Origin of the sequence: Plesiocystis pacifica SIR-1, from assembly GCF_000170895.1 — a bacterium.
In the GTDB taxonomy this organism is placed as follows: domain Bacteria; phylum Myxococcota_A; class Polyangia; order Nannocystales; family Nannocystaceae; genus Plesiocystis; species Plesiocystis pacifica.
The window spans coordinates 10,001-35,824 of the sequence record NZ_ABCS01000069.1; the positions used below are offsets into that span (position 1 = coordinate 10,001).

Here is a 25,824-nt window from a genome sequence, read left to right on the forward strand (position 1 = left end):
CGGCTTGGCCCGAATAAGTCTGTAGACCCGTCTTGGGTAGCAGTCGGATTCGAGGTTCCGAGCGACACACGCCTTACACGGAAATGTGCAAGTTGAAAGCTACGGTGGATTCTCCCGCTGTCCTGGAAGGGACGGTGCGCGGAGAGTCTGACGTACTCGGTCGCCCGGTAGGCGCTAGCTCTTTGGAGCTGTCGAGCCTACTGAATGTTTTCTGGTGGTCATGGCGGAGGGGCCATACCCGATCCCATCCCGAACTCGGTAGTCAAGCCCTCCAGCGCTGATGGTACTGCAGGGGCCACCCTGTGGGAGAGTAAGTCGCCGCCAGATCTATGCCCCGGACCGAAAGGTCCGGGGCTTCTTTTATTGGTTCGTCGGTCCTCAGCCGATCAGAAGCTCCACTCCGGCGGGAGCTTCACGATGTAGGCGAGGGCGTAGTAGGGCGGCCGGTTTTCGTGGGCGCTGTTGCCTCCGGTCGAGCTGGTCAGCTGGGTGCTGTGGTTGATGCCTGCGATGGGTTGTGCAGGGGGAGCGGGCCAGGGCGCGACTCCCCAGATGTCCCACACGCCCGCGCTAGACGCGTGGGCGTAGCTGTGATCGTGAGCCGGAATCTCTTCGACGGCGAGGGTAACCTCGTTCGCCCCGCCGACCTCGGCCGGCAGTAGCTCGCGCCCGCGCCGACCACGAAGCGGTCGGTGAGGTTCGGGGTCACGAAGGGCTCCGCCTCCGGATCGAGAGGGTCCTCGAGTACGCTGCCATCACACAGGGCCCAACCGGCTGGGATCGCGTCGAGGGGCCCCGACCACAAGATGATGCCGCCCGTAGGCGTGGCCCGCTCGTAGAGCTCGGTCAGCATCGCGTTGAAGGGCTCGGCCTCGATGAGCTCGCCGGTGTCGAAGTCGGCGTAGGGCTTGTCGAGGGCGCGGGCGAGCATGGGCGAGAGCGCGATGCTGCCGAGCAGCGCGCAAGGAGCGAGCAGGCGGTAGAGCCGACGCTTCGTCCAGGTGGGGGTCGAGAGGGTGTTTTCGTTGGTCTCGTCGTTCATCGTTCTTGTCCTTGGTGGGGGTCAGGGGTACTGGCTGCATCCGAATTGGCCTTGACCGAACAGCGGCGGGCAGCCGGCGGAGCCGGAGTCGGAGGATTCGGTGTCGGCGCTCGAGTCGGATTCGGAGCTCGAGCTGGACTCGGAGTCGCTCGTGGACTCCGACTCGGACTCGCCGTCCGAGCTCGACTCGTCATTCTCGGTGGTCGAGCCGACCTCGTCATCGCCCGTGGTGGTCGAGCCGGACTGGGTCTCAGACTCGGTCTCACCCTGGGAGGGCGTCACGTCGTCCGAGCAGGCGCTCGCGCTGGCCGAGAGCGCTAGGGTGAGGGATGCCGCGAGTGTCGTCATTCGTATTCGCCTTCGGAATGCGTCGTTCCATTCATTCATCGTCTGTCCTTTCATTGGCGTGAGGCCGCGTTTGACCGCGAAGGCGAGCCGCGGGCCCATTGCTCGCGTCCTCACCAACCTTCGAGGCTCAGCCCCACTCGTACGGCCCCATAGAGTAGCGAGCCCCGGTGGGGATCACGGCCGAGGAGCAAAAAGTCGCTGAGACGCAAAGACCCCCGAGGGCGAGGCCGCTCGGGGGTCGACTACGAGAGAGCTGTCTAAAGCGAGACCAGGCTCAGGTGCCAGCCTTGGCGCCGACCTTGCCGCTGACGCTGGCGCTGGCCTTGACGCTGACGTTGAGCTTGACGCTCGCCGAGGCCATGGCGTTGACGGCCTGTCCGACGCAGGTGACGGCCTTGGCCCCGGCGCCGCTCATCTGACCCTTGAGGCGCTTGCCCGAGGCGATGACGATCTTGATGTCGCTGGACAGCTGCTTGCCGATGCGGACCTGGGCCTGGAGCAGGGCGGGCAGGTTCTTGCTGAGGGTGGCGGTCAGGGCCTTCATGGCGTCGGCCTGGGCCTGGGCCTGGACGTCGACGACGGGGGGCTTGCAGCTGGCGCGGACGTTGGCGTTGGCCTCGCAGTTGGCGGAGCACTCGGCCTTGACCTGGGACTTTTGGACCTCGACCTCGCAGTGCGGGGCCTTCCACTCGCCGGTGCACTTGGCGTGGCAGGTGGCCGAGCACTGCCCGGAGCAGGTGCCCTTGCACTCGCCGATGCAGTTGCCCTGGGCGTCCTTGGCGGAGCACTCGCCCTGGCAGCTGCCCTCACAGGTGCCCTCGCAGCGGCCGCCGCAGGTGCCCTCGCAGTAGCCCGAGAGCCGGGCCGGCTCGCACTCGGCGACGACCTTGCCGGGGTCGACCTCGACGCCGCACTCGGCCTCGCACTGGGCCTTGAAGTTGGCGTCCATCTGGCAGCTGGGCGGGGTGTAGTTGACCTTGACCGCCGCGTTGGCCTTGATGATCTGGCCGATCTTGGCCGACACCGCGTTGCACGCGGGGGTCGCCGCGTCGCCGTCCTTGGGCTTGATCTGGTCGCCGGGGATGCCCAGATCCGCGGCCATGTTGACGCAGGCCTTGGCCACGGCCTTGTAGGAGGAGTCGGCGAGGGTCGAGATGTCCGCGCTCGCCTGCATGAACGCGGCGATGTCCGCGTTGAGCTCGGCGTCGGAGGTGAAGCTGCCGCCGATCATCTTGCCCGAGGCCCACTCGGGGCAGCTCGCCGAGGCGGCGCCCTTGGCCACGGCATTCGCCGCGCCGCCGGCGTTGGTGGTCCCGGTCGGGAGCTGGAGGTCACAGGCGAGCCCCGAGCCCAGGGCCAGGGCGCCTGCGAGGACGAGCATCGATGCGCGAGTGCGGGTCTGTCGGTTCACGGCGGGACTCTAGCAAGCCCGCGCAGCTCGCGGGGGAGCGTGGCTGTGATTCAACCGTCGTACTCGATGTCGAAGCGCGTGATGATTTGGCACGGGACCGCGTCCCCGAGCAGGGCGCAGTCGTCTCCGGTGCAGGTGACCCGGACGGTCTCGGTCCCGCTACCCGCGACCTCGGAGTCGAAGGTCCCGTCGTAGGTGACCTCGAAGGGCAGCACGGCCGAGAAGGCGGGCGCGAGATCGGCCGTGTGGATGATCGTCGGGGCGCAGTCGAAGTCGTAGCCACTGACCACGCACTCGATGTCGCGCTCGTAGGCTTTGACCTCGAAGGTGTCGCCGGGGTCGTCGTCGAGGAGAAACACGGTCAGGGGATCGAGCTGCAGATCCATGGAGCAGCTGTTTTGGACGGCCTCGGTCTCCTCGTAGGTCCACACCCCGCCGGTGGGCTTGAGGGCCGCGCCCTCGTCTTCGGAGCAGCCGGCGGCCGCCCCCAGGGTGAGGGCCAAAGTGGGGAGGAGGAGGGCGAGGAGAGAGAAGCGGGACACGACCCGTCCATGGAAGCACTGAGGGACACCGCGGCGCAGCAAGAGTCGAGATCGGGCGCGGAACAGGGTCTAGGCGGCATTCTGCGCCGCTCGGAGGGCGTGTTGCAGGATGCATCGCCCCGCCGAGTCGTGGGCAGGGACCCTCAGGGGCGGGACTCGAGGTTGAGCTGCGCGGCCAGGCGCGGGTTGTTGCTGTCGGGGCCGCTGCGCCAGATGTAGCGATCGAGGACGTAGTGGGTGGCCTGGGGCAGGGTCAGCGCGGCGACGACCAGGGCCATGCCGAGCTCGCCGAGCTCCAGGCCGCCGACGCCAAACAGGGACTCGTGGTCGTGCCACACCAAACGGTCCCACAGCGTCTCCTCGGTCACGGCGAGGAGCGCGAGCAGGCCGTAGAAGGCGAGGGCGAGGACCAGGGGGGCGCGCGCTCGCCCCAGGCCTGCCTCGACCCGCTCGCGCCCGCCGGCGACCCAGACCAGGGCGAAGTAGGGCACGCCGTGGAGGAAGACGTTGGTCAGCGTGAACACGCGATCGTCGTCGAAGGCCACGATGCCCAGGGTCCAGCTCGCGGCCGTGAGCGCGACGAGGGCGTCGACCATGGGGTGGGCCCCCTCGCCGCGCACGCGCAGCTGCACGCGCCGGAGCGCGAACGCAGCGAGCACGAGGGCCTCGACGCCGAGGGCGATTTGGCCGACGAGCTCGGGCGCTCCCGGGATGAAGTCCCCGTCCATGAACCAGGCGAAGCGCCGCGGGAGGTGGGCGTGCCACCACAGCACGGGGGCGGCCGTGCCCGCCCAGATCGCCGCTCGGGTCAGTCGGCGGTCGAGCTTGGCCCCGTCGCCGGAGTCGTCGCCGGAGTCGGAGGAGGCGCGCCGACGCGAGAGGGCCTCGGCGCGCAGGTAGAGCAGCGCGAAGCCCTCTTGCTGCTTGATGAAGTGGAACACCGCGACGTAGGCGAGCACCGTCCAAAACAGCGCGGGCGAGACGGCGTGGGCCACGAAGGCGAGGACGAAGGCGAGCACGGGCGCGGCGCGGAGCAGGTTGCCGTGCAGGCGTCGGGCCTCGGGGTCGAGGTAGGTGCGGTAGAGCGAGGCCCACACGTGGGCGACATCGACGAGCACGACCCCGACGATCCACAGCCCGAGGCTCTCGCCTTCGCTCGGCGGGAGGCCCAGACCCACGGCCACGCCGACGAGGAGGGCGAGCAGGCCGGGGAGCACGAACCAGCCCAGATCGAAGGCTGGCGAGACGATCCAGCGCGGCTTCATGCCAGCGCTCATCCCAGGCGCTCCGCGGCCCAGTCGGCGGCCTCGGTGGCGGCGTAGAAGGCCTCTTCGAACAGCGGCAGGCCGCCGACGTCCGTGGCGCAAGCGCGCACGCGTCCGCCCTCGCCCAGGGGCGCGCGGGCCCGCTCGAGCACTCCGCCGAACAATAGCCCGGGCGTGGGTCGGACCATCGCGTGGCCCCAGCGGTGCACGTGCAGCCCGCGGACCTGGGCGCGGATCGTCGGGTGCATGGCCTCGAGGCTGCGCAGGACGTGCTCGCCCCACTGCGCCGCGTCGCCGGCGAGCAGGCGGGCCCGAGCCTCGCGCGGGTCGGCGTCGACCAGGGGCTCGTAGTAGGTCAGCACGGCCCCGGGCCGGTGGGCGTCGAGGCGATCGTCGCCGTGGTTGGCGACGACGTAGCCGAGGTTGCGCGCCTTGGGATCGGCGATGACCGGGACGTTGTCCCAGGCAAGGGGCGCGCCCAGGCCCCCGGGGTGCTCGGCGAGCTCGACGTTGGCGACGAGCCAGGGCGCGTGGGAAAAGCCGCCCGCGCGCAGGTCCGGGAGCAGGGGGTCGTGCTCGGGGCGCGGGAGCACGTGGGGCAGGAGGTAGCGGGGCGCGGCCCACAGGATGCGCTCGGCCGCCACGGCGATGGAGCGTTGCGTGCTCAGGTCGCGCACGCGCAGCTCGCCCTTGTCGGGGTCGAGGGCGTAGACGAGGTGCCCCGGCCGCTGGCGCGCGCCCAGGGCCACGCGCGCGGCGATGCGCTCGACGAGCTCGCCGTTGCCCCCGGGGAAGGTCAGCAGCTGACCCTCGCGGTTTTGGGCCAGGCCCCGGCCGAGGAAGTGGTGCAGGCCGGCCCAGGCCGAGGTCTGCTCGGCGGAGCAGCCGTAGTCGTCGCGGCAGGCGTAGTCCACGAACCAGCGCAGGCGCCAGCTGTCGTAGCCGCGGGCGTCGAGCCAGTCGGCCATGGACTGGCCGTCGAGGTGGGCCAGCGCCCCCGAGCTGCGCCGCGCGGGCAGGCGAAAGTGCAGGCGCCCGCCGGCGTCCCGGCGCCCGTCGAGGGCCTCGAGCTCGGCCCAAAAGCGCTCGAACTGCTCGGCCTCGGCCGCGGTCTCGCCCAGGTTCGGGTACAGGCCTGGGCCCCACTGCCGGGTCTCGGGGTCGAAGTGGCGCTCGAGGGGCCCCGCGCAGATCGCCGTGGACTGAAACTCGAGCCGCCCGTCGTGCTCGCGGCCCACGATGACGCCGATGTCCTCGAGCAGGGCGTGGAGCTCGACGAGCTCCCGGGGCGGCGTGGGCAGGTAGTGGGCGCCCATGGGGTAGCTCGAGCGGGGCAGGGCGCCGCTGCGGGCGGTGCCGCCGAGGCTGTCCTCGAGCTCGAACAGGGCGAGGTCCTCGACCCCGCGGCGGCGCAGCTGCCAGGCCGCGCACAGCCCCGAGACGCCGCCGCCGACGATCGCCACGGCGACGCGCTCGCGGGCGTCGATGGGGGCGCTCAGGAGCTCGGCGGAGCGCAGCAGGTGGCCGCGCTCGGGGCTCTGGCCGACGAAGGCAGGGGCGACGGGTCCAGCCGCCTCGCGCGGTGCCTGGCGACAGCCCGCGGCCAGGCCCAGGCCCGCGCCTGCTAGCAGCGATCGCCGGCTCAGGCCCGACTCACCCGACGCACCCAAGCTCAACTCCCCGCGCGGCGGGCCAGGGGCCCGAAGCTGGCCAGATCGCGGTCGTAGTAGTGGACCAGCATCTGGGTGTCGAGGCGGTTGATCTCGAGGCCCTCGGGCGGCCGCTGATCGGCCGGGAAGGCGAACAGGCTCGGGACCAGCTCGTCGGCCAAAAAGCGCAGCTTGGTCCGCTCGTCCGGGGGCAGCTGGGTCGGCAGGGCGCCGGGCAGCTCGAGGGGGCTGCGGGCGATCAGGGCGTAGCCCCAGTCGCCAAAGCTGGGCACGTGGGCGTGGTAGGGGCGCGGGTGCAGGTCGGCCGCGTCGAGGGTCTGGACGATGCACCAAAAGGCCCGCGGCGACAGGTAGGGCGAGGTCGACTGGACCACGGCGACGCCGTCGGGGGCGAGGGCCCAGCGGACCAGGCGGTAGAAGCTGCGGGTGTAGAGCTTGCCCAGGGACAGGTTGTTGGGGTCGGGCAGGTCGACGACGATCACGTCCCAGCTCGCCCGCTCGCCCGCGCCCGAGTTGGCCGCGCTGCGGTGCTCCTCGAGCCAGCGCATCGCGTCGGCGTTGTGCACGTGCACGCGCGGGTCGGCCAGCGAGCCGTGGTTGAGGGCGGACAGGGCCGGCGTCTCGCGGAACAGCCGGGTCATCTCCGGGTCGAGGTCGACGAGGTCCACGCGCTCGATCTCCGGGTAGCGCAGCAGCTCGCGCACGGCCAGGCCGTCGCCGCCCCCGAGGATCAGCACGCGCTTGGCCGGGGCGTCGCCGAACTGCTCGCGGGCCGCGAACGCCGGGTGGACCAGGGACTCGTGGTAGCGGTGCTCGTCGGCGCTCGAGAACTGCAGGTTGCCGTCGATGTAGAGCCGGATGTCGTCGCTCCAGCGGGTGATGGTCAGGCGCTGGTAGCGGGTCTTCTTCGAGAAGATCACCGGCGCGTCGTAGAGCGAGCGCTCGCCCAGGGTCTCGATGCGGTCGCCAAAGGCGAAGCCCGAGCCGCACAGGGCCGCGACCACGAGGCCCTGCGCGAGGATCAGCCGGGGCCGCTTTAGCTGGTCCCAAAAGGCCCGCGCCGACCACAGCGCGACCAGGGCGTTGAACAGCCCAAACATCAAGCTCGTGCGCACCAGGCCCAGCCACGGCAGGAACAGCAGGGGGAAGGTGATGCTGGCCAGCAGCGCGCCGATGTAGTCGAAGGCCAGGACCCGGGCGACCAGGTCCTTGAGCACCTGCTCGCCGGGCATCAGCCGCATCAAAAGGGGGATCTCGAGGCCGACGCAGCAGCCGACGAGGATCAGGATGGCGAACAGCAGCGGGCGGATGCTGTCGAGGAGGCCGAAGCCAAAGAACAGCGCCGGCGCCGAGAAGCCCCCGACCACGGCGATGATCAGCTGGACGTGGACGAAGCGCGTGGCCAGCTCGCGCTCGACGAAGCGGCTGAGGTAGGAGCCCAGGCCCATGGCGCTGAGGTAGACGCCGATGACCAGGCTGAACTGGGTGACCGAGTCGCCCAGCAGGTAGCTGGCCATGGTCGCGGTGATCAGCTCGTAGACCAGGCCGCAGGTCGCGACCACGAGCACGGAGGCCAGCAGCAGCGAGGGGCGGGGTCCGGCGGCGCTCGGCGGTGCCAGCTCCGGGTCAGACGCGGGGCTCGGCCCGGGGTCAGCGGGGCTCGCCGGGCCTTCGGGGGGCAGCACCGCTCAGCCCGAGACGGCCGCGCTGATGATCATCGAGATCCCGATGATCACCGCGCCCAGGATGATGCCCAGCGAGGTGTTCTGATCTTCCTCGATCTCCTTGCGGATCGAAAAGGGCGTCAGCCACACGATGAGCAGCCAAAACAGCCCAAAGATCAGCAGGCCGAGGACGGAGTAGATCGCCGCCGAGACGATGTTGTTGACGTTGACCAGTTGTTCTGCGAGGAGCGCCATGACTATTTGCCTCCGTGGTAGCCCGACAGGAAGATGAACATCGGCGCGCGCACGGTGCTGCCGCTGCCGCTCGCGCGCGGGGTCTTGCGCTCGACCTTACCGCGCTCGGGGGTGCTGGTGAGCCACTTGGAGGTGGGGGCCTCGATGAACAGCAGCCCGAGGGCGCCGATGCTGAGCAGGACGTAGATGGCTTTCATGGGCTCACTCCGCGTGGTCGCTCGTGGACCAGCGCTGGCTCTCGAAGGATTTCTTGCGGATGAAGTTGACGATCGGGAAGGCGAGGATCACCAAAAAGGGCAGCATGGTGTAGCGGCCCAGGGGGACGTCGCGCTTGATCTCGAGGTTGAGGCTGTTGGCCTTGTGGCTGCCGAAGGTGGTGCCCGGATCGACCTGGGTGGCGACCTGGAGGATGTACTTGCCGCCCTCGACCCCGCCGATGACGACGCGCTTGGGGTTGGTGCCCTCGCTCCACGACTCGCCGTCGTCGACCCCGCTCCACGCGTCGACCTCGAGGGGGACGCTCACGGCCTCCTCGGTCTCGGCGTCGACGAGCAGCACGTCGGCGAAGGCCCAGGAGTTGGTCATGCCGCCGGCGACGAACTCGAACTCGAGGTTGGTCTCGACGCCCGGGGTGCCGAACTCGAGGGTCTCGGTGGCGCTCCCGCCGATGGGCAGGGACGCGTTGTAGACGACCTCGTTGTCGCGGCCGCCGACGTAGCCGACCACGGCGACGAGCCACAGGATCATCAGGACCACGAAGGCGGCCTTGTAAAACCAGGTCTGGTGGGGGTTGGGCGCGGCCGGGTGCACGCCAGAGCTCGGCGGCGGGTTGCCGGGCATCTGGAAGGCGCGCCACACCTCGCTGGCGTCGATGGGCCGCATCTGGGTGAAGTTGAGGTCCTGGCCGTGCTCGGTGGCCTGGACCTCGATGGACACCAGCTTGGGCGGGCAGATGTAGTCGTTGGCCTGGGCGACGTCGTTGGCCAGCACGCGCCACGGGAACTCGCCCTCGACGTAGGTCGTGCGCGCGTTGGCGGAGCTGAAGTGCTTGTAGGTGTCGCCCTCCCAGGTGGCCTCGGGGCGCAGGCCGGAGACCACCTTGACCGCGCCGTCGAGGCCCCCGCCGAAGCTCCACTGGCCGTCGCTCATCTGGTAGATGAGCCAGCGGTAGCCCGCGTAGGGGTTGAACAGCAGGAACTCCTGCCACGGGTAGGTCATGCCCATGGACACGACCTCGCGCCAGGTGATGCCGATGATCTCCCACTCGGTGTCGTCGAGGGTGCAGCGCTTGTGCAGCGGGAGGATCGAGGGCCGGCGCTGTCGCTCGGCGCGCTGGAGGATGTCGAGGTTGCCGTCGTGCTCGGGCTTGCAGACCGTGCCGCAGTAGCTGCACGCGACCTGCTCGGCGCCGCCGAAGCCCCGCAGGGTGATCGGGGCGCCGCAGGCCGGGCACTCGATGGCGCCGGCTTGGGCCTCTTCGCGGAACAGCTTGGTCGGCGGCGGGGCGTTCATGGCAGCGACTCAGCTGGCAGCCGGCGGCTTGGCGGGGGCCCAGCCGGCGAAGCGTCGAAGGGGGAAGAGGCCGACCTCGGCCAGGCGGACGGCGCGGCCAAAGTAGGGCTGGGGCGCGGGGTCGCGGGGGTCGGTGCCCCAGTCGAGGGTCACGAACTCCCCGCCGTAGCCGCGCAGGTCCACGCTCCAAAAGCGCATGCCCGGGGCGGCGGCGAAGGGCAGCATGCCCTCGGCGCCCACGTAGGCCGCGCCCCGGCGATCGACGGCGACCAGGGGTCGGCCGGCGACGCGGTACTCGTGGCCGATGGCGAAGTCGGCGTAGCCCGGGATGCGCCCCGCGACCTGGTTGGGGTCGATGGGCCGGGTGATCGAGAAGTGGCCCTGGGCGTCGGCGAGCCAGCCCGTCGTGCCGTCGGCGAAGCTCAAGAACCACTCGTTCCAGGTCCCGCGCTCGTACTCGACCTGCAGGCGGCCGTCGACGACGAAGGGCACGCTGTCAAAGCGGCCCTTGGAGTGGAGCAGGACCGGGCTGCCGTTGTCGACGAGGGCGCTGACCTTGCCGACCAGCTCGACGTCCACGCTCGTGCGCACGACGGTGCTGTTGCAGTACTCGCAGACCGCCGAGACCGCGGTCCCGCGGAACTGGATGGGCGCCCCGCACTCGGGGCAGAAGATCTGCTCGCTCATGCGCTGGGCTGACTATGCCACAGCGCCGGAGGGGGTGCTCAGCGCGATCCTGGGCGAACGCCCACGTGCTGGACCATCCACAAGCGGATGGCGAACTCGAGGTCGCTTCCCAGCTTGCGCCCGGTCTGATCGGTGATCTCGACCTTGCGCCGGCCAAAGTCCCGGGCTGTCACGCGGACGTGCAGCGAGCACTCCTCGACGACCACGAGCAGCAGCCCCCCCGGGAAGGCGCGGTTTCGCGGGCGCTTGGTCGGCGGCGGGTAGAGCTCGATGGCGACGGGGACGTGGGTGCCATGGTCGCGGCGGCTGAGGGTCCCGCGGTGCCGCTCGGCGATCTGGCGCAGACCCTCGAGGGCCTCCTCGACGTCCCTGCGCAGTCGGTCCCAGTGGACCTGGGCGTGGTGCCAGGTGTCCAGAGCGTCTCCGCGATCGCGCTGGTCGAGCGCCACCCGCACCTTCGTCGCCCAATCCCTCGACCGAGTCGCCATGGGAAGACTCTAGTGCGGCGTCCAGCCCTGGCCAGCGCGCGCGCGGGCTCGAGCCCAGCGCAGCATTTCGCCCCATGCCCCGCTCGGGGCGGGATCGGCCCGAGCGCGCTCGGAGCGTGGTTGCGATCAGGTGCCGAGCGCGGGGGGCTCGGGGTGCTCCGAAGGGCGATGAAACAGCCGCAGCCGCCGGATCCACTCGGGCGGAATGAACAGCAGATAAAAGCAGCACATTTGTAGGCTGAAATAGATCAGCTGATCCATCGTGATTGCGACGACCACATGCAGCCCAATACCGAGGCAAAGCGCCACAGGCCAGAGTCGACGAATTCCGAACAACAAGGGCGCGAGGAGCTCGAACCACAGGGCGAGCGCCTCGAGCACACCCCACACCCAGTGCGGGAAGTGGCGCAGCATCCAGGCCGTGGCGTCGGTCATGTAGATGCCCTGAACCTGCATCCACAGGATGTCATCGGCGTCTAGCCAGTCACCGTTGATGATCTTGCACAGGCCCGAGGCGAAGTACTGGGCGACCACCAGGACCTGCAGCATGCGGGTCGGCCAGGCGCGCTGGAGGTGGGGGAGGGGCTCGGGGCTGGAAACTTTAGTTGCCGTCGAGTCCGCTACTTGTGTAGCCATTGAGTCCCCATCCGCAATCGGCCCACTGTCCGGTTTTGAATCCGGCCCACGATGGGGTGTGGAGACCGGTTGGGGGTCGGGGGCGATCGCCAGGATGAACAGGCCGATGACGAACAGGCGGTTGATGGTGAAGGCCGCGATGGGATCGACCATCAACACGTAGACGGCGCTGACGACCAGCACCCACAGCGCGGGCTTGCGCGCGAAGCCGAGGATCAGCGCCCCGAGGGCGCCAAAGAAGATCACCCCGACGACGGGCAGCCAGGCCTCGGGGATCAGCGGGACGCCGGGGGCGTTGCGTGGGTCGACGGCGGCCGAGGGGTGGTAGCCCGCGCTCGTCAGCCACTCCGGCGCGAACCGGGCCCAGGCGGCGAAGTAGATCAGCATGGACCAGGCCCAGGCCTGGCGGAAGGCGACGAAGGGCAGGGGGTCGACGGGCGCGTGCCAAAAGCGCTGCCATCGCTCGGCCACGGCGGTCACGGCGGTCACGGCTGGGCCTCCTCGGCGAACAGCTCGGCGACCGCGTAGGTAGCGATGACCCGGCGGCGGCGAGCGGGGACCTCCTCCCAGCGCGGGTGGCTCCAGCCTTTTTCGGGCGGGGGGTCGCCGGGCTCGGGGATGATCCAGGTGCGGCTGAAGCGGACCTTCTCCGGGGGCGCCTCGTCGGGGTGCCGCGCCATCCACTCGAGCACGACCCAGCGCGCGAGCTCCTCGGTCCGCGGCCCGGCCTTCGCGCCCCAGTCGACCATCAATCGGTGGTAGCGGGTCCGGCGGCCGAAGGGCTGCATGGGAAAGAGCTCGGCCTGGTCGAGGGTCTCCCAGCGCACGCCGTCGGCGAAGCGCGCCTGGATGTAGTAGCTGCTCCACCCCTGGGGCTTGCGGGGGAACAGGCAGGCAATGTTGTGCAGCTTGGCCAATACCCAGTTGCCGGGCAGCCCGCGCTGGAGGGTGGCCCGCATGCCCATGGGGATCAGCAATACGAGGATGAAGCCAGCCACCGCCAGGCGATCGCGCCAGCGCGGCGCGAAGCGCTCAGCGATCGCCTCGGGGCCAGGGGCCTCGGGCGCGGGGGGCTCGTCGGTCGGAGTGGGGGTCGTCGCGCTCACCGTCGGTCGATGGTCCCCCGTCCTTTGTTGCGAATCAAACCGTCAGCGGGCATCGTCGCCCGCAGCCCATGAGCTCCGCTCGCCACAGCGACGTGTTGATCCTCGGCGCCGGACCAGCCGGCTGCGCCGCGGCCTATGACCTGGCGGCGGCGGGCCTGAGCGTGCGCTTGCTCGACAAGCACGAATTTCCCCGGCCCAAGCCCTGCGCGGGCGGGCTGACCATGCGCACGGTGTCGGCGCTGCGCTACTCGATCACCCCGGTCATCGAGCGCGTCGCCGACGACTGGATGCTCGGCCTGGGCATGAACGAGGCCACGCGCATGGGCGCGTGGCCGGCCAAGCCCATGCCGATCGTAGCGATGACCGTGCGCTCGCGCCTGGACGCCTACTGCCTCGAGCAGACCAAGGCCGCCGCGGGGGTGACCTTCGAGCGCAACGGCAAGGTCCGCGAGCTCGCCCGGCTGGGCTCCGAGGGGGGCTCCGAGGGGGGCGCCAACGAAGGCTGGTCGCTGCGCACCGAGGACGCCCACTACACCGCGCGCTACTTCATCGGCGCCGACGGGGCCAACGGCGTGAGCGCCAAGCTGCTCGGGCGCGCCGCCGGGCACCACGCGCGCGACAGCTTCGCCGCCGCCGTCGAGGCCGAGGTGCCCATCGACGATCCCCTGCGCTTCGCCATGGAGATGCGCCTGGACTACGTGCCCCGGGGCTACGCGTGGATCTTCCCCAAGGGCGACCACCTCAACGTCGGCATCTACGCCCGCGGCTCGGTCAAGGGCCTCAAGGCCTCCCTCGTCGAGTTCGTGCGCGCGCGCTTGGACCAGACCCTCGAGACCCGGGACATCGTCGGCTGGCGCGTGCCCGTGAGCGGCCAGGACCGCGCGCCCCGGACCGACGGGGCCTTCCTCGTCGGCGACGCGGGCGGCCTGGCCGAGCCGATGTTTGGCGAGGGCATCTTCTACGCCATCGCCAGCGGGCAGGCGGCGGCGCAGACCATCGCCGAGGTCGAGGCGGGCCGCAGCGCGGCCGCGATGGCGTCGCGCTTTGCTCGGCTGCGGGCGCCCATCGACCGGGACCTGCGGGCCTGGACGAGCTTCGCCGAGATCCTCGATCGCAACCCGGCGCGGGTCCACTGGGCGCTCAGCCTCGGGTCCGTACGCTGGGGCGTGATGAAGTCGACGATGATCGGGTGGACGCTGACCGAGACGCTGTGGCGGCTGTTCTTGTTGCCCGTCGCGCGCATGCCAAGGGCCACCCGAGCGCGCCTGCCAGCGCTCGAGCGCGGGCCCTGATCAACCTTCGAGTTAGTCCCCGAAGCGGTCGACCGGGGCGTGGCAGTAGGGCGTGTCGCCCTTCCGCGCGTAATAATTTTGGTGGTACTCCTCCGCCGGCCAGAAGGTCGCGGCGGGCAGGACCTCGGTCACCACCGCGTAGTCCCGGGCCTTGAGGCGCTCGATCAGCCCCTCGGTCACGGTCCGCTGCTCGTCCCCGGTCACGAACACCGCCGAGCGGTACTGCGGCCCGATGTCCGGGCCCTGGCCGTTGGCCTGGGTGGGGTCGTGGATCTCGAAGAAGCGCTTGGCGACGACCTCGTAGTTGACCTTGGCCGGGTCGAAGTAGACGCGCACGGCCTCGTAGTGCCCGGACTCGTGGGTCAGCACGTCCTGGTAGCTGGGCGAGTCGACGTGCCCGCCCATGTAGCCCGACTCGACCCGGAGCACGCCGTCGATCTGCTCGAGGAAGTGCTCGACGCCCCAAAAGCAGCCGCCGGCGAAGTAGGCCACGCCGCCTGCGGCCTCGACGGCGGAGACGTCGAAGGGCGCGTCCTTGATGACGGCCTTGCCGGGCCCCTCGGGCTTGGCGTCGGCCTCGGCGTCGGCCGGGGCGCTCGGGGAGGCGTCGGCGTCGGTGCTCGGCGCGGTCGTCGTGGGCGCGTCGGCGCTGGGCGAGCAGGCCAGGGTCGTCGCCAGGGGGATGGCCAGGAGCGCTGCCAGGGCGGCGCTCGTCGTGCGTCGGGGCGAGGTCGAGGCGGACATGTACCGAGTCTATGCCGCAGGCCCGAGGGAGTTTCACCCGTGACCCCCCTGGACGCCGTCAGGGCGCGTCAGAGGCCGGTTCACGCCTACTCCACTACTCGACTACTCTTCTACGCGGCTGGTCGTGAACGGGCGCGGGCGCATGGACAGCCCGCGGTCGATGAGCCCCGCGATGGCTTCGCGGACCTCCTCGACGTAGCTGTCGATGACGGCCTCGGTCTCCCGGCCGTCCCCGGGGAAGACCATGGGCTCGCCGAAGTGGATCTGGCAGCTGACCGGCAGGGGCCACAGGGCCAGCTGCGGGGCGATGGGCAGGGGCGGGGTGCCGAGCAGCTTCGAGGTCAGCTCGAGGTGGGTGAGGATCGGGAAGGCCTCCTCGGCGCCGATGAACGCGAAGGGCACGATCGGCGCGCGGTGGCGCAGGGCCAGGCGCATGAAGCCCGTGCCGAAGCGCTGGAGCTGGTAGGCCTTGCTGTAGGGCTTGAGCGCGCCGCGGGTGCCCTCGGGGAAGGCGACGACCAGGCGCTCGGCCTCGAGCAGCAGCTTGGCGTGCTGGGGCAGGCCGGTCAGGTGCCCGACGCGGTTGAGCATCATCCCCGCGAAGGGGGTGGTGCTGAAGAAGTACTCGGCCATGGCGTGGGCCAGGCGCGGGGGCTCGTTGACGAGCAGGGCGTGGAAGAGCATCAGCGCGTCCATGCCGATGCCGCCCGAGTGGTTGCCGATGATCAGGCCCCGAGAGCGCGCCGGGACGTGCTCGCCGCCGAACACCGAGACCTTGAGGTAGCGGCGATAGATGGGCGCGAGGGTCGAGTAAAAGCGCAGCAGCGAGCGCCGCGAGACGCCGAAGGGGTCGACGCCGTAGCCGTTGAACTCGATGGGCAGGCGCTCGATCTGCGCGGCGACCTCGGGGTCGTCGAACAACCGACCCGACAGGTGGCCTGCGAGGCGTCCCGGGCGTCCAGAACGGGGCACAGGGAGACGATAGCGCGGCAGGGCCTGGCCTGCGAGTGGGGGCGCCAAAGGCTCGTGGGCGGGCCTGGAGGTGCGCTCGGTGGGGCCCGGCGCGCGAGCTGCTGAACATCGCCGCGTGCCTGAGGTCGCGGGGCGATGTTCAGCAGCGCGTCAGGCCAGCGAGGGCGAGGGCCCGGCGAGGGCGGCCTCGATGGCGCCGAGGAGCGCCGCCGGGGTCACCGGCTTGTCCAGGAAGGGCGCCGCGGCCCAGCGCGGGTTGGCGCCGAGCAGCTCGTCGCGGGTGTAGCCCGAGGTGAACACGACGCGCAGCTGCGGGTCGTTGGAGCACAGCTGCTTGGCGAGCTCGAGGCCGTCGAACACGGGCATGACGACGTCGGTGAGCAGCACGTCGACCGGGCGCGCGCGGGCGAGCTCGAGGGCGGCCTCGACCCCCTCGGCCTCGACCACGGTGTAGCCGGCGCGCTGCAGCAAGGCGGCGACGATGCGGCGCACGGGCGCCTCGTCCTCGACCACGAGGACGCTGCGGCGAGGGGCCTCGGCGGTCTCGGCCGCGTCCAGTTCGGGCTCGAGCTCGGGCTCGCCGTGCAAGGCGTGCTCCGTGTCGATGGCGCTCTCGGGGGGATCGGCGAGGGGGAGCAGGCAGGTGAAGGTCGTGCCCACGCCCAGCTCGCTGTCGACGGTGATCGCCCCGCGGGCCTCCTGGACCACGGCGAACACCGTGGCCAGGCCCAGGCCCGTGCCTTCGCCGGCGGGCTTGGTGGTGAAGAAGGGCTCGAAGATGCGGGCCCGGGTCTCGGCGTCCATGCCCGTGCCCTGGTCGCGCACGCGCAGCTCGAGGTGGGGTCCTGGGTGGAGCGGGGCGCCCGGGCAGTCGAGCGCGCGCAGCTCGACCTCGCCGAGCTCGCGCCGCCGCAGCTGCAGGCTCAGGGTGTTGGCGGTGTGGGCCGGGCCGTCGATCGCCCGGGCGAGCATGGCGTCCCGGGCGTTGAGGGCGAGGTTGAGGATCAGCTGCTCGAGCTGGCTAGCCTCGAGCTGGAGGTATTGGCCGAGGTCTCGATCGTCGAGCTCGAGCTCGAGGGCGATGTTGGAGCCGAGCAGCCGACGGAGCATGGCGTGCATCGACGCGACGACCTCGCTCGCGTCGATGACCGGCGTGGCGCGCTCGCCCGCTCGGCCCGTGGACCGCCGGCCAAAGGCGAGCAGCTGACGGGTCAGCTCCGTGCCCCGCCGGGCCGCGTCGAGCACGGCCTGGAGCTCGACGCGGCTCGGGTGGCGAGGCTCGAGGTCGAGGCAGGCGAGCTCGGTGGCGTTGAGGACCACCGAGAGCAGGTTGTTGAAGTCGTGGGCGACGCCCCCGGCGACGCGGCCGAGGGCCTCCATGCGCTGGGTTCGACGCAGCTGCTCTTGGAGCGCGCGCTCTTCGGTCAGGTCGCGCATCGCGGCCACGTGCAGGGTCCCGCCCTCGAGGGTGACCGTGGTCGTGTGCGGCCGGACCTCGACGGGGTACTCCTGCCCGTCCGCGCGCACGGCCCAGGTCTCGAAGGGCTCGCCGCTGCCGCTGCGCACCTGGGCGACGATCTCGCCGCGGCAGCGCGGGGCGATGAAGTCGGCGAGCTGGCGACCGATGAGGCCGCCGGGCTCGACGCGCGCGTAGCTCTCGGCGGCGCGGTTGGCCAGGCGGATGACCCCCCCGCTGTACATGAACACGGCCTCGAAGGCCGCGTCGGTGAAGGCCCGGAGCAGGCGGTTGCTGTCGCGCAGCTCGGTCCGGGTCCGCTCGGCGACGCGTCGCGCGGTGGGATCGCGGAGCAGCAGCCAGCGCTCGCCGGTGCCTTCTGGGTGGACCTGCGTGGCCACGACCGTCAAGCTCGCGCCGTCGCCGAGGCGCAGCTCGACGCGCTCTTCGTCGACCCAGCGCAGCAGCTCGGCCTCGGGCAGCGCGGCCAGGCGCTCGCGGGGCAGGCCGAAGAGGTCGAGGGCCTTGGGGTTGGCGTCGATGAAGCGAGCGCGCCGTGGATCGACGTCGGCGTATACGAGCACGGCGTCGCTGCTCGACCACAGCAGCGTGCGCATGCCGTGCTCGCGGGAGCCGCGAGCCTTCGCCGAACCATCCATGCCGCGCTCGATTATCGCAGGACGCCCACGAGCGCAATGTGCGGGAACTTGTCGCGAAGCACTCAGCTCACGAATGTGGGCAGTCCTCCGAGACTGCGAGCGCTCCGATCGTCGAGTCAGGCCCGCTTTGGGGTTGGGAGATCGGTCGAACGCGGCGCGCTCGCAGATGACGCGTTCTGTTAGTGAGGGCGGGCTTCGATGCGCAGCTGCAGTCTGTGGTGTCGCTCAGTAGAGCAGGCACTCTCCGACTCCCGCCGCGTCGACGCGGTCACGGATGAAGCGATCGGAGGCAGCCTCGAGTTCAGTCGTCGAGGACGAGGCCACGCCCTCTCAGCTCGAGGCGCGGGCGGAGGTCGCCGGTCGCCGGGGCTTGAGGCGCTTGCCGACCTCGACGGCCAGGGCGCGCTTGGCCACGGCGTGGCCGTTGCCGAAGTCCCAGCGCCCGGAGATGTTCGCGTCGCGCCCGGTCAGGTGCAGGGTCGCCCGCGCGCCAGCGGGGCCGGTGAACTCGATGCTCAAGCCGTCGCCCTCTCGGCGGTCGCGGCTTTGGTGGACGCGCCAGGCCTCGGCCAGGTGATCGTCGCGCAGCAGGCGAGCCACGCCGCCGCGCACGGCCGCGCCGAGCTTGCTGTCGTCGTGGCCGAGCTTTCGCCGGGCCCGGAAGCGTTCGCGGCTGGGCGCGCTCAGGGGCGCCTTGGCGGCCTCCTTGCCCAGGGTCTCGACCATGCGCTCGAACACGCCGGCGCCGAGGGTGAGCAGCTGGTCCTCGGACACGCCGGTCCAGCCCTCGATGCGCATCACGAAGTCGCGGTGCTCTCCGTCGCCGCCGCCCTCGTCGGCCGCGGGGAAGAAGCCCAGGGTCGCTCGCCCGCCGTCCTCGTGGACCCAAAACTGCCGGGCCCAGCAGTCGAACTCGCTGTCGTCGGCGCCGTGCAGCCACCAGCCCTCGAAGCGCTGGCTGGCCAGGGCGACCAGGGCCGCGTCGATTTGGTGGACGAAGGTGCGCTGGCCCGGGTCCGAGCGACGCAGCTTTTCGCGCGACACGGGCAGGAACTGCTCGGTGCCGCGGCGCTTGGCGTAGAGGCTGAAGAAGCCGTCGCAGCGCCGCTCGAACACGCACGAGTCGCACGAGTCGAGCTTGATCTTGTCGCTCTTTTTGTTCTCGTACTTGTTCCACGCGACCACCGAGAGCCGGCCCGCGCCCTCGGCTGAGACCGTGTAGGTCCGGTTGCCGCCGTGGTGGATGCGCTGGGCCCAGTCGGGCAGCTGGCAAAAGGGCAGGTTGCCGACGTTGATGTCGAAGCCGGGGGCCTTGACGGCCAGGTCCTCGAACATCTGCCGCATCACCCGACCCAGATCGGCGTAGTCGGGCATGATGCCGTCGAGGTAGTCCTCGGTGCGCACGCCGGAGTCCTTGGGCCGGACCATGTCGAGGTGGACCTGCTGGATGTCGTACTTCACCACCAAGTCGGCGAGCTTGGTCAGCGAGCGGTAGTTTTGCTCGACCACGCACATGTTGCAGGAGATGTGCTGGCCCAGGGCGCTGAGGGTCTCGAGGCCCTTGATGATCTTGGCGAAGGCGCCGGGCTTTTTGGTGGTCGCGTCGTGGGTCTCCTGGTCCCAGCCCTGGATGCTGATGCGCCAGCGCAGCCGGTCCTTGCCGACGGCCATGATCCGGTCGATGAAGTCCTGCTTGTCCAGGCGCGTGCCGTTGGTGAAGATCACGATGGTCTCGAAGCCGAGCTCGAGGGCGTACTTCACCGTCGGGAAGAAGGTCGGGTGGATCGTCGGCTCGCCGCCCATGATCGTGACCTTCGTGATGCCCTTGGCCCGGGCCTCGTCGAACTTGGCCAGCACGTCGGGCAGCGGCGTGGGCTTGGCCTTGCGCATCTCGGTCATCTGCCCGCTCACGCAGAACACGCAGCGGTTGTTGCAGACGTGGCTGAGCTGGATCTCGAAGCGCTCTTTGGGTTCCATGGGCGTTGGCCGAAGCTGAACGAACGCAGTCTACCACCGGGCCTGCTCGGCCCAGGCGTCGCGTTGCTCGCGCTTTGGGTCCAGGCTCACCCACGCGGAGGTTTGGGGGAGGACTCGATGGGGGTGGCGGAGCTCGGCTCGCGCCGCCGGTAGCGAGAGCCGAGGGCGTCGACTCGCCCATGGCCGAGACGACCCGCGCTTCGCGAGCGCTTCGAGTTGGGCTGCATCGACGGAGCGCGCCGCGATCCTCTGCGGGGCGCCCGGGAGCAAGGACCGCTCGCGCTCGATTGGCGTGGAGCACGCGGCGTCGCGTCATTTCTGGTTGGAGATCCCACCCGCCAGCGACCCAGCCCCGGGGCAGGTCGGTTTTGTGGCTTTTGCTTGGCCAAAAGCGCGCATGACGTGATATGTGGCACAGTATGTCTCGAGCTGGCTCTCCTTTGGCACTTGGTCTCTTCTCTCTCTCTTTGGTCTTGAACGCAGTTGCATGCGCCGATGACGGTGACGTCGGCGGCGACGACGAAGTCGGTGACACCGCGGGCACGGAAAACGGCGACAACGACGAAGCCGACGAAAGCACCACCGACGACGAGGTGGGGGACATGGATCAGGGCTCGACGGACGCGACGACCGAGGGGGAGACGACCGAGGAGTCCACGGAGACGACCGAGGAGTCGACGAGCGACGGGGAGACCACCGACGAGGGTCCCAGCGAGACCACGGCGGCCGATGGGGACGCCGACATGGACGGCATCATCAACGCCGACGACAACTGCCCCAACACCGCCAACCCCAACCAGCTCGACTTCGACGGCGACGGCGAGGGCAACGTCTGCGACGTCATGGCCTTCACCATGGGCGGCGGCTCGCTGATGAGCAGCGCGGTGGCCGACTCGAACCTCGGCGGCTGCAACATCCCCGTCGACATCGTGGTCACCGGCGGCGAGGTGCTCGTGCAGCTCGACGACGACGCGGCGGTGGTCGGCGTCGAGGTCGTGTCCCTCGACATCGAGGACATCCTCGACCAGGTCTGCCAGCTCAACTTCCTGATCTCGGCCGACGTCTCGCTGACCGAGTTCACCATGACCAACGCCGGCGACGCCTTCCCCGTCGGCTTTGACCACGACCAGGGCGACCACGACGCGGGCATCGCCAGCGGAGACACCGACGCGCCCCACCCGGTGCTGACCACCGCGAACATCGAGGCGGCCGTGGGCGGCATGCCCGGCGAGCCCAGCTTGCTCGAGCTCGACGGCAACCTGCCGATCATGACCGTCGAGACCCTGGACGCCGGGGACTCCCTGACCATCGACTTCGACGACCCGGACTTCGTCATGGCCATGGACGTGTTCATGATCACCGACCCGCTCGCCGTCGACATCGACTTCCAGCTCGTGGGCCTCGTCGGCACCCTGGACATGACCCCCTGAGCGCGGGTCAACCAAACACAAAGGCTCCGAGGGCGCCCTCGGAGCCTTTTGTTTGGTCTAAATCGGGCTCACTCCATGCCCACGGAGAAGCGGTAGCGGGCGCCGGAGCCCGTGCTGTGCACGACCTCGCAGTCGAGGGCCGCGAGCGGGCTCGGGTCGCTGATGAGGGTGTCGCTCAGATCGAGGCTGTCGAGCTGGGCGAGCAGGCCCGCGTTGCTCGTGAACCACTCGACGTTCTCGTCGTTGAGGTCGCTCTCGCTCAGGTCGAGGACCTTCAGGGTCTCCGGGAGGCCGTGGTCCGAGAACGCGCGCAGGAGGTTGGCGCTGCTCGCAAAGGAGGTCATGGACAGGCGCCGCAGCGGGGTCTTGCGCAGGGCCTGGAGCAGGCCGCCGAACTCCGCGGACCAGTTGACGTCCTCGTGGTAGCCGTCGTCGTCGTAGTAGTCGTCGTAGTACTCGTTCTCTTCGTCGTAGCGCGCGACGGGCCGGTAGGCGCCGTACTGCTCGGGCCAGCTGTAGGTGTAGGTCTCGGGGATGCGCAGGGCGAGGGACTCGAGCTTGGGCCAGCTGGCCTCGGCGAGGGTCTGGGCCATGCGGCTCGAGCCGCTGTAAGGCTGGGCCCAGCGCAGGCCGAGGAAGGCGAACTCGCGCAGCGCGGGGGCGTCGATGGTGCCGAGCTCGATCTGCTCGGTGTCGGCGACGACGAGTCGAAGGCTCTCGAGCTGCTTCATCGACCACAGCGTGTCGAGGCTGCCGAGCTCGACGAGGTTCGAGCTGGGGTCGTAGTCGGCGGACACGAGGATGCGCGAGCGCTGGGCTCGCTCGTCGATGATCTCGAGGCTGGTGCAGCTCTCGGGCAAGCCGGCCGCGAGGGTCTCGAGCACCGGGCCGAGCTTGACGACGGTCTCCGTGGGGGTCTTGACGACCAGGCGCAGGGCCTGGAGCTGCTCGAGGATGGGGGAGGCGAGCAGGGCCTTGGCGAGGGCGGCCAGGTCGTGCCTGGGCTCCACGGTCAGCGTCAGCCGCTCGACCACGCACCACTTCCACTCGATCTCGAAGGGGCCGAGCTGATCCCCGAGCGACCCGTAGATGGCCTCGGCGTGCTCTTTGAGCAGGGCGGCGCGCTCGGACTTGGAGCTCTGCCCCTTCGCGCCCGTGTTGGTCGCGATGGCGTGGTTGATCGCGATCAGCTCGCCGCGAGGATCGCCGGCGGCTTGGAGGGCGTCGGCGTAGACGAGCCAGCTGTCGTCCGGGGCGTCGAAGGCGGGCATCTCGATAGTGGCCATGGCGCCGAATTAGCATGAACGGCGGCCGCGGCGTGGATCGATTGTGGCCCCGTGGGGACCCGTGTTTTGCGGACGTGGATCGCCCACGCGGCCGGCAGAGGCCATGGGCGATGAGGCGTCACCGAGCGGGGAAGAGCGGGGTAGACTGGTCTCCATGTTGACGACGCGTGCTGTCCAGGACCTCTCCCTCGTGACGGCGGGCACCCCCTGGGCAAGGCGCTGCGCGCTGCTGGGGGCGCTCGCCCTCGGCAGCCTCGGCTGCGCCGACGATGGACCCACTGGCGACGATGAGGTCGGTGCGCCCGAGACCGAGACCAGCCCGGAGACCGAAGGCAGCGGCGAGTCGACGGAGTCGACCGAGTCGACGTCGACGTCGACGGAATCGGCCGAGTCGACGGAGTCGACCGAGTCCACGGACAGCACCGAGACCGACACGACGGAGTCGAGCGAGACCGGCGGAGGTCCGCCCCCGCGCTTGCCCCTGTGCGGCACGGCCCCGCCGGAGGGGGCCGAGCTCGCGCCCCCTTTGCCGACCTACGCCGGAGAGTGCCCCGGCTTCATCCCCGGGGAGATGAACGTGTTCGACACCGGCGGCGGCGCCCGGGAGTTCATCCTGGTCGCGCCCACGGACATCCGAGAGGGCGAGGAGCTCCCGGTGATGTTCATGTACCACTGGCTCGGCGCCTCGGCGAACTCGTTTTTCAACAAGGCCGAGGTCCAGTACGCGGCGGACTACTACCGCTTCATCGCCGTGATCCCCGAGGGCCGCGAGGTCGAGGACCTGGTCCCCTTCAAGTGGCCCTTCGCCGTCAGCGACCTCGACTTCATCATGGAGGAGGACTTCCAGATGTTCGACGACGTGCTCGCCTGCGTGGCCGAGCAGTACAGCGTCGACAAGGAGTGCGTCTCGGCCATGGGCGTGAGCGCCGGGGCCATGTTCACGAGCATGCTGGCGAGCCGCCACGGCGAGCGCCTGTCGAGCATGATCTCGCTGTCGGGCGGGGTCGGCGGGCTGATCAAGCCGTGGCAGGCCGGGGGCAACGTCATGCCGGCGTTGGTGTTGTGGGGCGGCCGCGACGACTTTTGCATCCTCATCGACTTCGCCGTGGCCTCCGTCGAGCTCGAGGAGGTGCTCGAGGCCAACGGCCACCCGGTGCTCGAGTGCATCCACAACTGCACCCACGCCACGCCGCCCTTCGAGGTCCCCGAGGACCAGCCCGAGCTCCCGACCTTCGCCCCCGCCTGGGAGTTCATGCTCGCCCACCCCTACTGGCTCGAGGACGGCTACTCGCCCTACGACGACTACGACGAGCTGCCCTCGCCGTGGCCCGACTGGTGCGCCATGGGGGCCGGCGCGGCGATGGAGCGCGTGGGCGAGTGCGGCGGTTCCGAGTGTCAGTGAGCGCGGCTCGGCTCAGCTCGGCACGTCGGCGTCGGGTTCGGCGAGGGGCCGCAGCTCGTCCGTGCCGAACAGCTCCTGGTAGGCCCGCCAGGTCGTCGGGCAGCGATCGACCACGGCGCACTCGGGGCAGCGCGGTCCCAGGGGCCGCGCGACCCGGTGGTGCTGGGCGAAGCTCTCGTGGCGCTGGTGGAAGTCGACCACGCGGACCTCGGCGAAGTCCCGAGCTTGCTCCGCCGCGCCGCGGTCGGCCGGGTCGAGCTGGCAAAGGGGCACGGCCTCCGTCGAGACCCAAAGGCCCAGCTCCCGGGCCCGGGCCATGGCCGCGCGCAGGGGCGGCCCGGCCTCGTCGAGGCGGGCCAGGACCTCCCGGCGCCACGCCCCGTCGACGCGGACGGGGCGGGTGAAGTTGTACTGAAGGCGCGACAGCCCGAGCTCGGCGACGAGCTCGGCCGCGGCGGTGAGCTCGTGGAGGTTGGCGCGCAAGACCGCGAAGGTCACCAGCGTGCCGACGCGACCTCCGCTCTGGACGCCGCGCTCGGCCAGCAGGCGCAGGCCGGCGAGGGTCTGCTCGAAGGCCCCCTGCTCGACGGAGACGGCGTCGTTGGTGGCCGCTGTCGCCCCAAACAGGGAGACCTCGAAGTAGTCGACCCCGGCGGCGAGCAGCTTGTCGAGGTAGGGCGCGTAGCACAGCCGCCGGCCGTTGGTCTGGATCTGGATCAGCCGGTAGCCGACCTTGCGCGCGGCCTTGGCCAGGGCCGGCAGGTCCGGGCGCAGGGTCGGCTCGCCGCGCATGAACACGAGCTCGTCGGAGCCCTGCTTGCGGGCCTGGACGAGCTCGGCGAGGGCCTCCCGGGGCGCGCGGGTCTGGTCCGCGGGCACGTCGGCGACGGTGCAGTGGTGGCAGCCGCTGTTGCAGTCCGTGGTCAGGCGCAGCATCAAGCGAGGCACGGGAGGCACTGTGCTCCGCGCCTCCCGCTCCGTCAATGCGAGAGTCAGCGCGAGGGTCGGCGCTCACATGGCGAAGTCGAGGTCGCCGCCGCCCTCGTCCCGAGCCTGCAGCAAGGTCGAGAGCACGAGGGCCTCGACCATCGGGAGCTTGTACTGGGTCTGCGGCAGGGGCTTGGCCCGAGTCGTCGCCAGCTTGGCGGCGGCTTCGAATTCGGCGTCCGTCGCCGCCTCGCCCTCGAGGGCCTCCTCGACCTCGGTCAGCCGGAAGGGGACGTTGGCGACGCCGCCGATCCCGACCCGAGCCAAACGGACCACGCCGTCCTCGACGACCAGGCGCACGACGACCTCGACCAGCGGCCACTCGGCCAGGGCTCGGCTCATCAGGCGCTGGTAGCCGCCGCGCTCCCCCGCCGCGGCGGCGGGCATGTGGATCGCGGTGATCATCTCGCCGGGATCCAGAGAGTGGTCGCGCAAGGCCGAGCCGTCGCCGTAGAGCTCGGCCACGGGCATGCGCCCGCGCCCGGTCACGCTCAGCTCGGCGTCGTAGGTCAGCAGCGCGCAGCCGATCGACGAGGGGTGCGGATAGACGCAGGGCCCAAAGTCGAACACGACCCCGAAGTGGTGGTTGCCCGCGCGCGAGGGGCAGCGCTCGGCGTTGCCCTTCTTGGGGCAGGGCATGTGCCGGCTGCGGTAGTACCAACAGCGCGTGCGCTGACACAGGACCCCGCCCATGGTCCCGCGCAGCCGGGCCTGGGGCGTGGCCAGGAGCTGCGCGGGCAGGGTCAGGGCCGGGTAGCGCCGCTGGAGCTCGGGGTGGGCCCCGACGGCGCGGATCGACACCAGCGCGCCGATCCCAGCCCTGTCGTCATGGAGCTCGACGCCGTCGAGGCCCGGGATGGCGGCGACGTCGACGATGGGCAGGGAGGTCACGCCGCTGCGCAGGCGCTCTTGGATGTCGGTCCCGCCAGCGCGCAGCTCGGCGCCGCTTTGGGTCACGTCCTCGATGGTCTTGGCTCGGGTGTAGGCAGACAT

Annotated in this window: 24 protein-coding genes and 2 rRNA genes (1 of these 26 running past the window's edge); 5 read left to right on the plus strand and 21 right to left on the minus strand. The window is 70.5% G+C overall.

Annotated features, from left to right (window positions below; genetic code table 11):
* Both PPSIR1_RS28065 and rrf read left to right on the plus strand, forming a co-directional pair.
* Positions 1–12, plus strand: a 23S ribosomal RNA gene (locus tag PPSIR1_RS28065); it begins 2,923 nt to the left of the window's first position.
* A gap of 198 nt (positions 13–210) precedes the next feature.
* Positions 211–327, plus strand: a 5S ribosomal RNA gene (rrf, locus tag PPSIR1_RS28070).
* A 154-nt stretch (positions 328–481) separates the two neighbouring features.
* Here rrf and PPSIR1_RS44035 read toward each other — a convergent pair.
* From PPSIR1_RS44035 to PPSIR1_RS28140, 14 genes are all read right to left on the minus strand, one after another.
* Positions 482–1,042, minus strand: a complete 561-nt coding sequence (locus PPSIR1_RS44035; protein WP_006974583.1) for a phage tail protein — start codon at positions 1,040–1,042, stop codon at positions 482–484.
* Positions 1,043–1,063: 21 nt separating this feature from the next.
* Positions 1,064–1,390, minus strand: coding sequence for a hypothetical protein (locus tag PPSIR1_RS50865; protein WP_006974584.1), 327 nt, complete (start codon positions 1,388–1,390; stop codon positions 1,064–1,066).
* Between the two features lie 274 nt (positions 1,391–1,664).
* Complete coding sequence (locus PPSIR1_RS28085) at positions 1,665–2,801, minus strand: hypothetical protein (protein WP_157596058.1); 1,137 nt, start codon at positions 2,799–2,801, stop codon at positions 1,665–1,667.
* A gap of 50 nt (positions 2,802–2,851) precedes the next feature.
* The gene (locus tag PPSIR1_RS28090) at positions 2,852–3,343 is read right to left on the minus strand and encodes a hypothetical protein (protein ID WP_006974586.1); all 492 of its coding nucleotides are present in this window, start codon (positions 3,341–3,343) and stop codon (positions 2,852–2,854) included.
* Positions 3,344–3,486: 143 nt separating this feature from the next.
* Positions 3,487–4,608 (minus strand): hypothetical protein, encoded by a 1,122-nt coding sequence (locus PPSIR1_RS28095; protein WP_053335434.1) that lies wholly within the window; start codon positions 4,606–4,608, stop codon positions 3,487–3,489.
* A gap of 8 nt (positions 4,609–4,616) precedes the next feature.
* Positions 4,617–6,278 (minus strand): FAD-dependent oxidoreductase, encoded by a 1,662-nt coding sequence (locus PPSIR1_RS28100; protein WP_198154634.1) that lies wholly within the window; start codon positions 6,276–6,278, stop codon positions 4,617–4,619.
* 2 nt (positions 6,279–6,280) lie between these two features.
* Complete coding sequence (locus PPSIR1_RS28105) at positions 6,281–7,963, minus strand: polyamine aminopropyltransferase (protein ID WP_006974589.1); 1,683 nt, start codon at positions 7,961–7,963, stop codon at positions 6,281–6,283.
* Between the two features lie 3 nt (positions 7,964–7,966).
* Positions 7,967–8,197 carry a DUF350 domain-containing protein gene (locus PPSIR1_RS28110; protein ID WP_006974590.1) on the minus strand — a complete coding sequence of 77 codons (231 nt, stop codon included), beginning with the start codon at positions 8,195–8,197 and terminating at the stop codon, positions 7,967–7,969.
* Between the two features lie 2 nt (positions 8,198–8,199).
* Complete coding sequence (locus PPSIR1_RS28115) at positions 8,200–8,394, minus strand: hypothetical protein (RefSeq protein WP_006974591.1); 195 nt, start codon at positions 8,392–8,394, stop codon at positions 8,200–8,202.
* A gap of 4 nt (positions 8,395–8,398) precedes the next feature.
* Complete coding sequence (locus PPSIR1_RS28120) at positions 8,399–9,709, minus strand: DUF4178 domain-containing protein (protein WP_006974592.1); 1,311 nt, start codon at positions 9,707–9,709, stop codon at positions 8,399–8,401.
* Positions 9,710–9,718: 9 nt separating this feature from the next.
* The gene (locus PPSIR1_RS28125) at positions 9,719–10,396 is read right to left on the minus strand and encodes a DUF4178 domain-containing protein (protein ID WP_006974593.1); all 678 of its coding nucleotides are present in this window, start codon (positions 10,394–10,396) and stop codon (positions 9,719–9,721) included.
* Positions 10,397–10,434: 38 nt separating this feature from the next.
* A complete protein-coding gene (locus tag PPSIR1_RS28130) occupies positions 10,435–10,845 on the minus strand; it encodes a hypothetical protein (RefSeq protein ID WP_006974594.1) in 411 nt (136 codons plus the stop codon).
* Positions 10,846–11,010: 165 nt separating this feature from the next.
* The gene (locus tag PPSIR1_RS28135) at positions 11,011–12,009 is read right to left on the minus strand and encodes an HTTM domain-containing protein (protein ID WP_006974595.1); all 999 of its coding nucleotides are present in this window, start codon (positions 12,007–12,009) and stop codon (positions 11,011–11,013) included.
* Positions 12,006–12,626 (minus strand): hypothetical protein, encoded by a 621-nt coding sequence (locus PPSIR1_RS28140; RefSeq protein ID WP_006974596.1) that lies wholly within the window; start codon positions 12,624–12,626, stop codon positions 12,006–12,008. Before PPSIR1_RS28140 ends, PPSIR1_RS28135 begins: the two co-directional genes overlap by 4 nt.
* A gap of 68 nt (positions 12,627–12,694) precedes the next feature.
* Between PPSIR1_RS28140 and PPSIR1_RS28145 the strand changes: the two genes are divergently transcribed.
* Entirely contained in the window at positions 12,695–13,918 is a 1,224-nt protein-coding gene (locus PPSIR1_RS28145) for an NAD(P)/FAD-dependent oxidoreductase (protein ID WP_006974597.1), read from the plus strand.
* A gap of 12 nt (positions 13,919–13,930) precedes the next feature.
* Here the strand turns inward: PPSIR1_RS28145 and msrA are convergent, their stop codons facing one another.
* The 4 genes from msrA to PPSIR1_RS28165 all read right to left on the minus strand — a co-directional run bounded on the left by msrA (position 13,931) and on the right by PPSIR1_RS28165 (position 19,726).
* Positions 13,931–14,662: a peptide-methionine (S)-S-oxide reductase MsrA gene (gene msrA, locus PPSIR1_RS44040; RefSeq protein WP_006974598.1), complete on the minus strand. Its 732-nt coding sequence runs from the start codon at positions 14,660–14,662 to the stop codon at positions 13,931–13,933.
* A gap of 102 nt (positions 14,663–14,764) precedes the next feature.
* Positions 14,765–15,634, minus strand: a complete 870-nt coding sequence (locus PPSIR1_RS28155) for a lysophospholipid acyltransferase family protein (protein WP_157596060.1) — start codon at positions 15,632–15,634, stop codon at positions 14,765–14,767.
* A gap of 150 nt (positions 15,635–15,784) precedes the next feature.
* Positions 15,785–17,749: a hybrid sensor histidine kinase/response regulator gene (locus PPSIR1_RS28160; protein ID WP_006974600.1), complete on the minus strand. Its 1,965-nt coding sequence runs from the start codon at positions 17,747–17,749 to the stop codon at positions 15,785–15,787.
* Positions 17,750–18,079: 330 nt separating this feature from the next.
* Entirely contained in the window at positions 18,080–19,726 is a 1,647-nt protein-coding gene (locus PPSIR1_RS28165; RefSeq protein ID WP_006974601.1) for a radical SAM protein, read from the minus strand.
* Positions 19,727–20,199: 473 nt separating this feature from the next.
* On the opposite strand from PPSIR1_RS28165, the gene PPSIR1_RS28170 reads away from it, so the two are divergent.
* Complete coding sequence (locus tag PPSIR1_RS28170; RefSeq protein WP_006974602.1) at positions 20,200–21,156, plus strand: hypothetical protein; 957 nt, start codon at positions 20,200–20,202, stop codon at positions 21,154–21,156.
* Positions 21,157–21,224: 68 nt separating this feature from the next.
* Here PPSIR1_RS28170 and PPSIR1_RS28175 read toward each other — a convergent pair whose 3' ends face one another.
* Positions 21,225–22,442 carry a hypothetical protein gene (locus PPSIR1_RS28175; protein WP_006974603.1) on the minus strand — a complete coding sequence of 406 codons (1,218 nt, stop codon included), beginning with the start codon at positions 22,440–22,442 and terminating at the stop codon, positions 21,225–21,227.
* A gap of 154 nt (positions 22,443–22,596) precedes the next feature.
* On the opposite strand from PPSIR1_RS28175, the gene PPSIR1_RS28180 reads away from it, so the two are divergent.
* Positions 22,597–23,844, plus strand: coding sequence for a PHB depolymerase family esterase (locus tag PPSIR1_RS28180; protein ID WP_157596061.1), 1,248 nt, complete (start codon positions 22,597–22,599; stop codon positions 23,842–23,844).
* A 12-nt stretch (positions 23,845–23,856) separates the two neighbouring features.
* On the opposite strand, the gene PPSIR1_RS28185 is transcribed toward PPSIR1_RS28180, so the two are convergent.
* Both PPSIR1_RS28185 and PPSIR1_RS28190 read right to left on the minus strand, forming a co-directional pair.
* A complete protein-coding gene (locus PPSIR1_RS28185; protein ID WP_157596062.1) occupies positions 23,857–24,792 on the minus strand; it encodes a radical SAM protein in 936 nt (311 codons plus the stop codon).
* A gap of 63 nt (positions 24,793–24,855) precedes the next feature.
* Complete coding sequence (locus tag PPSIR1_RS28190) at positions 24,856–25,824, minus strand: FAD binding domain-containing protein (protein ID WP_045116910.1); 969 nt, start codon at positions 25,822–25,824, stop codon at positions 24,856–24,858.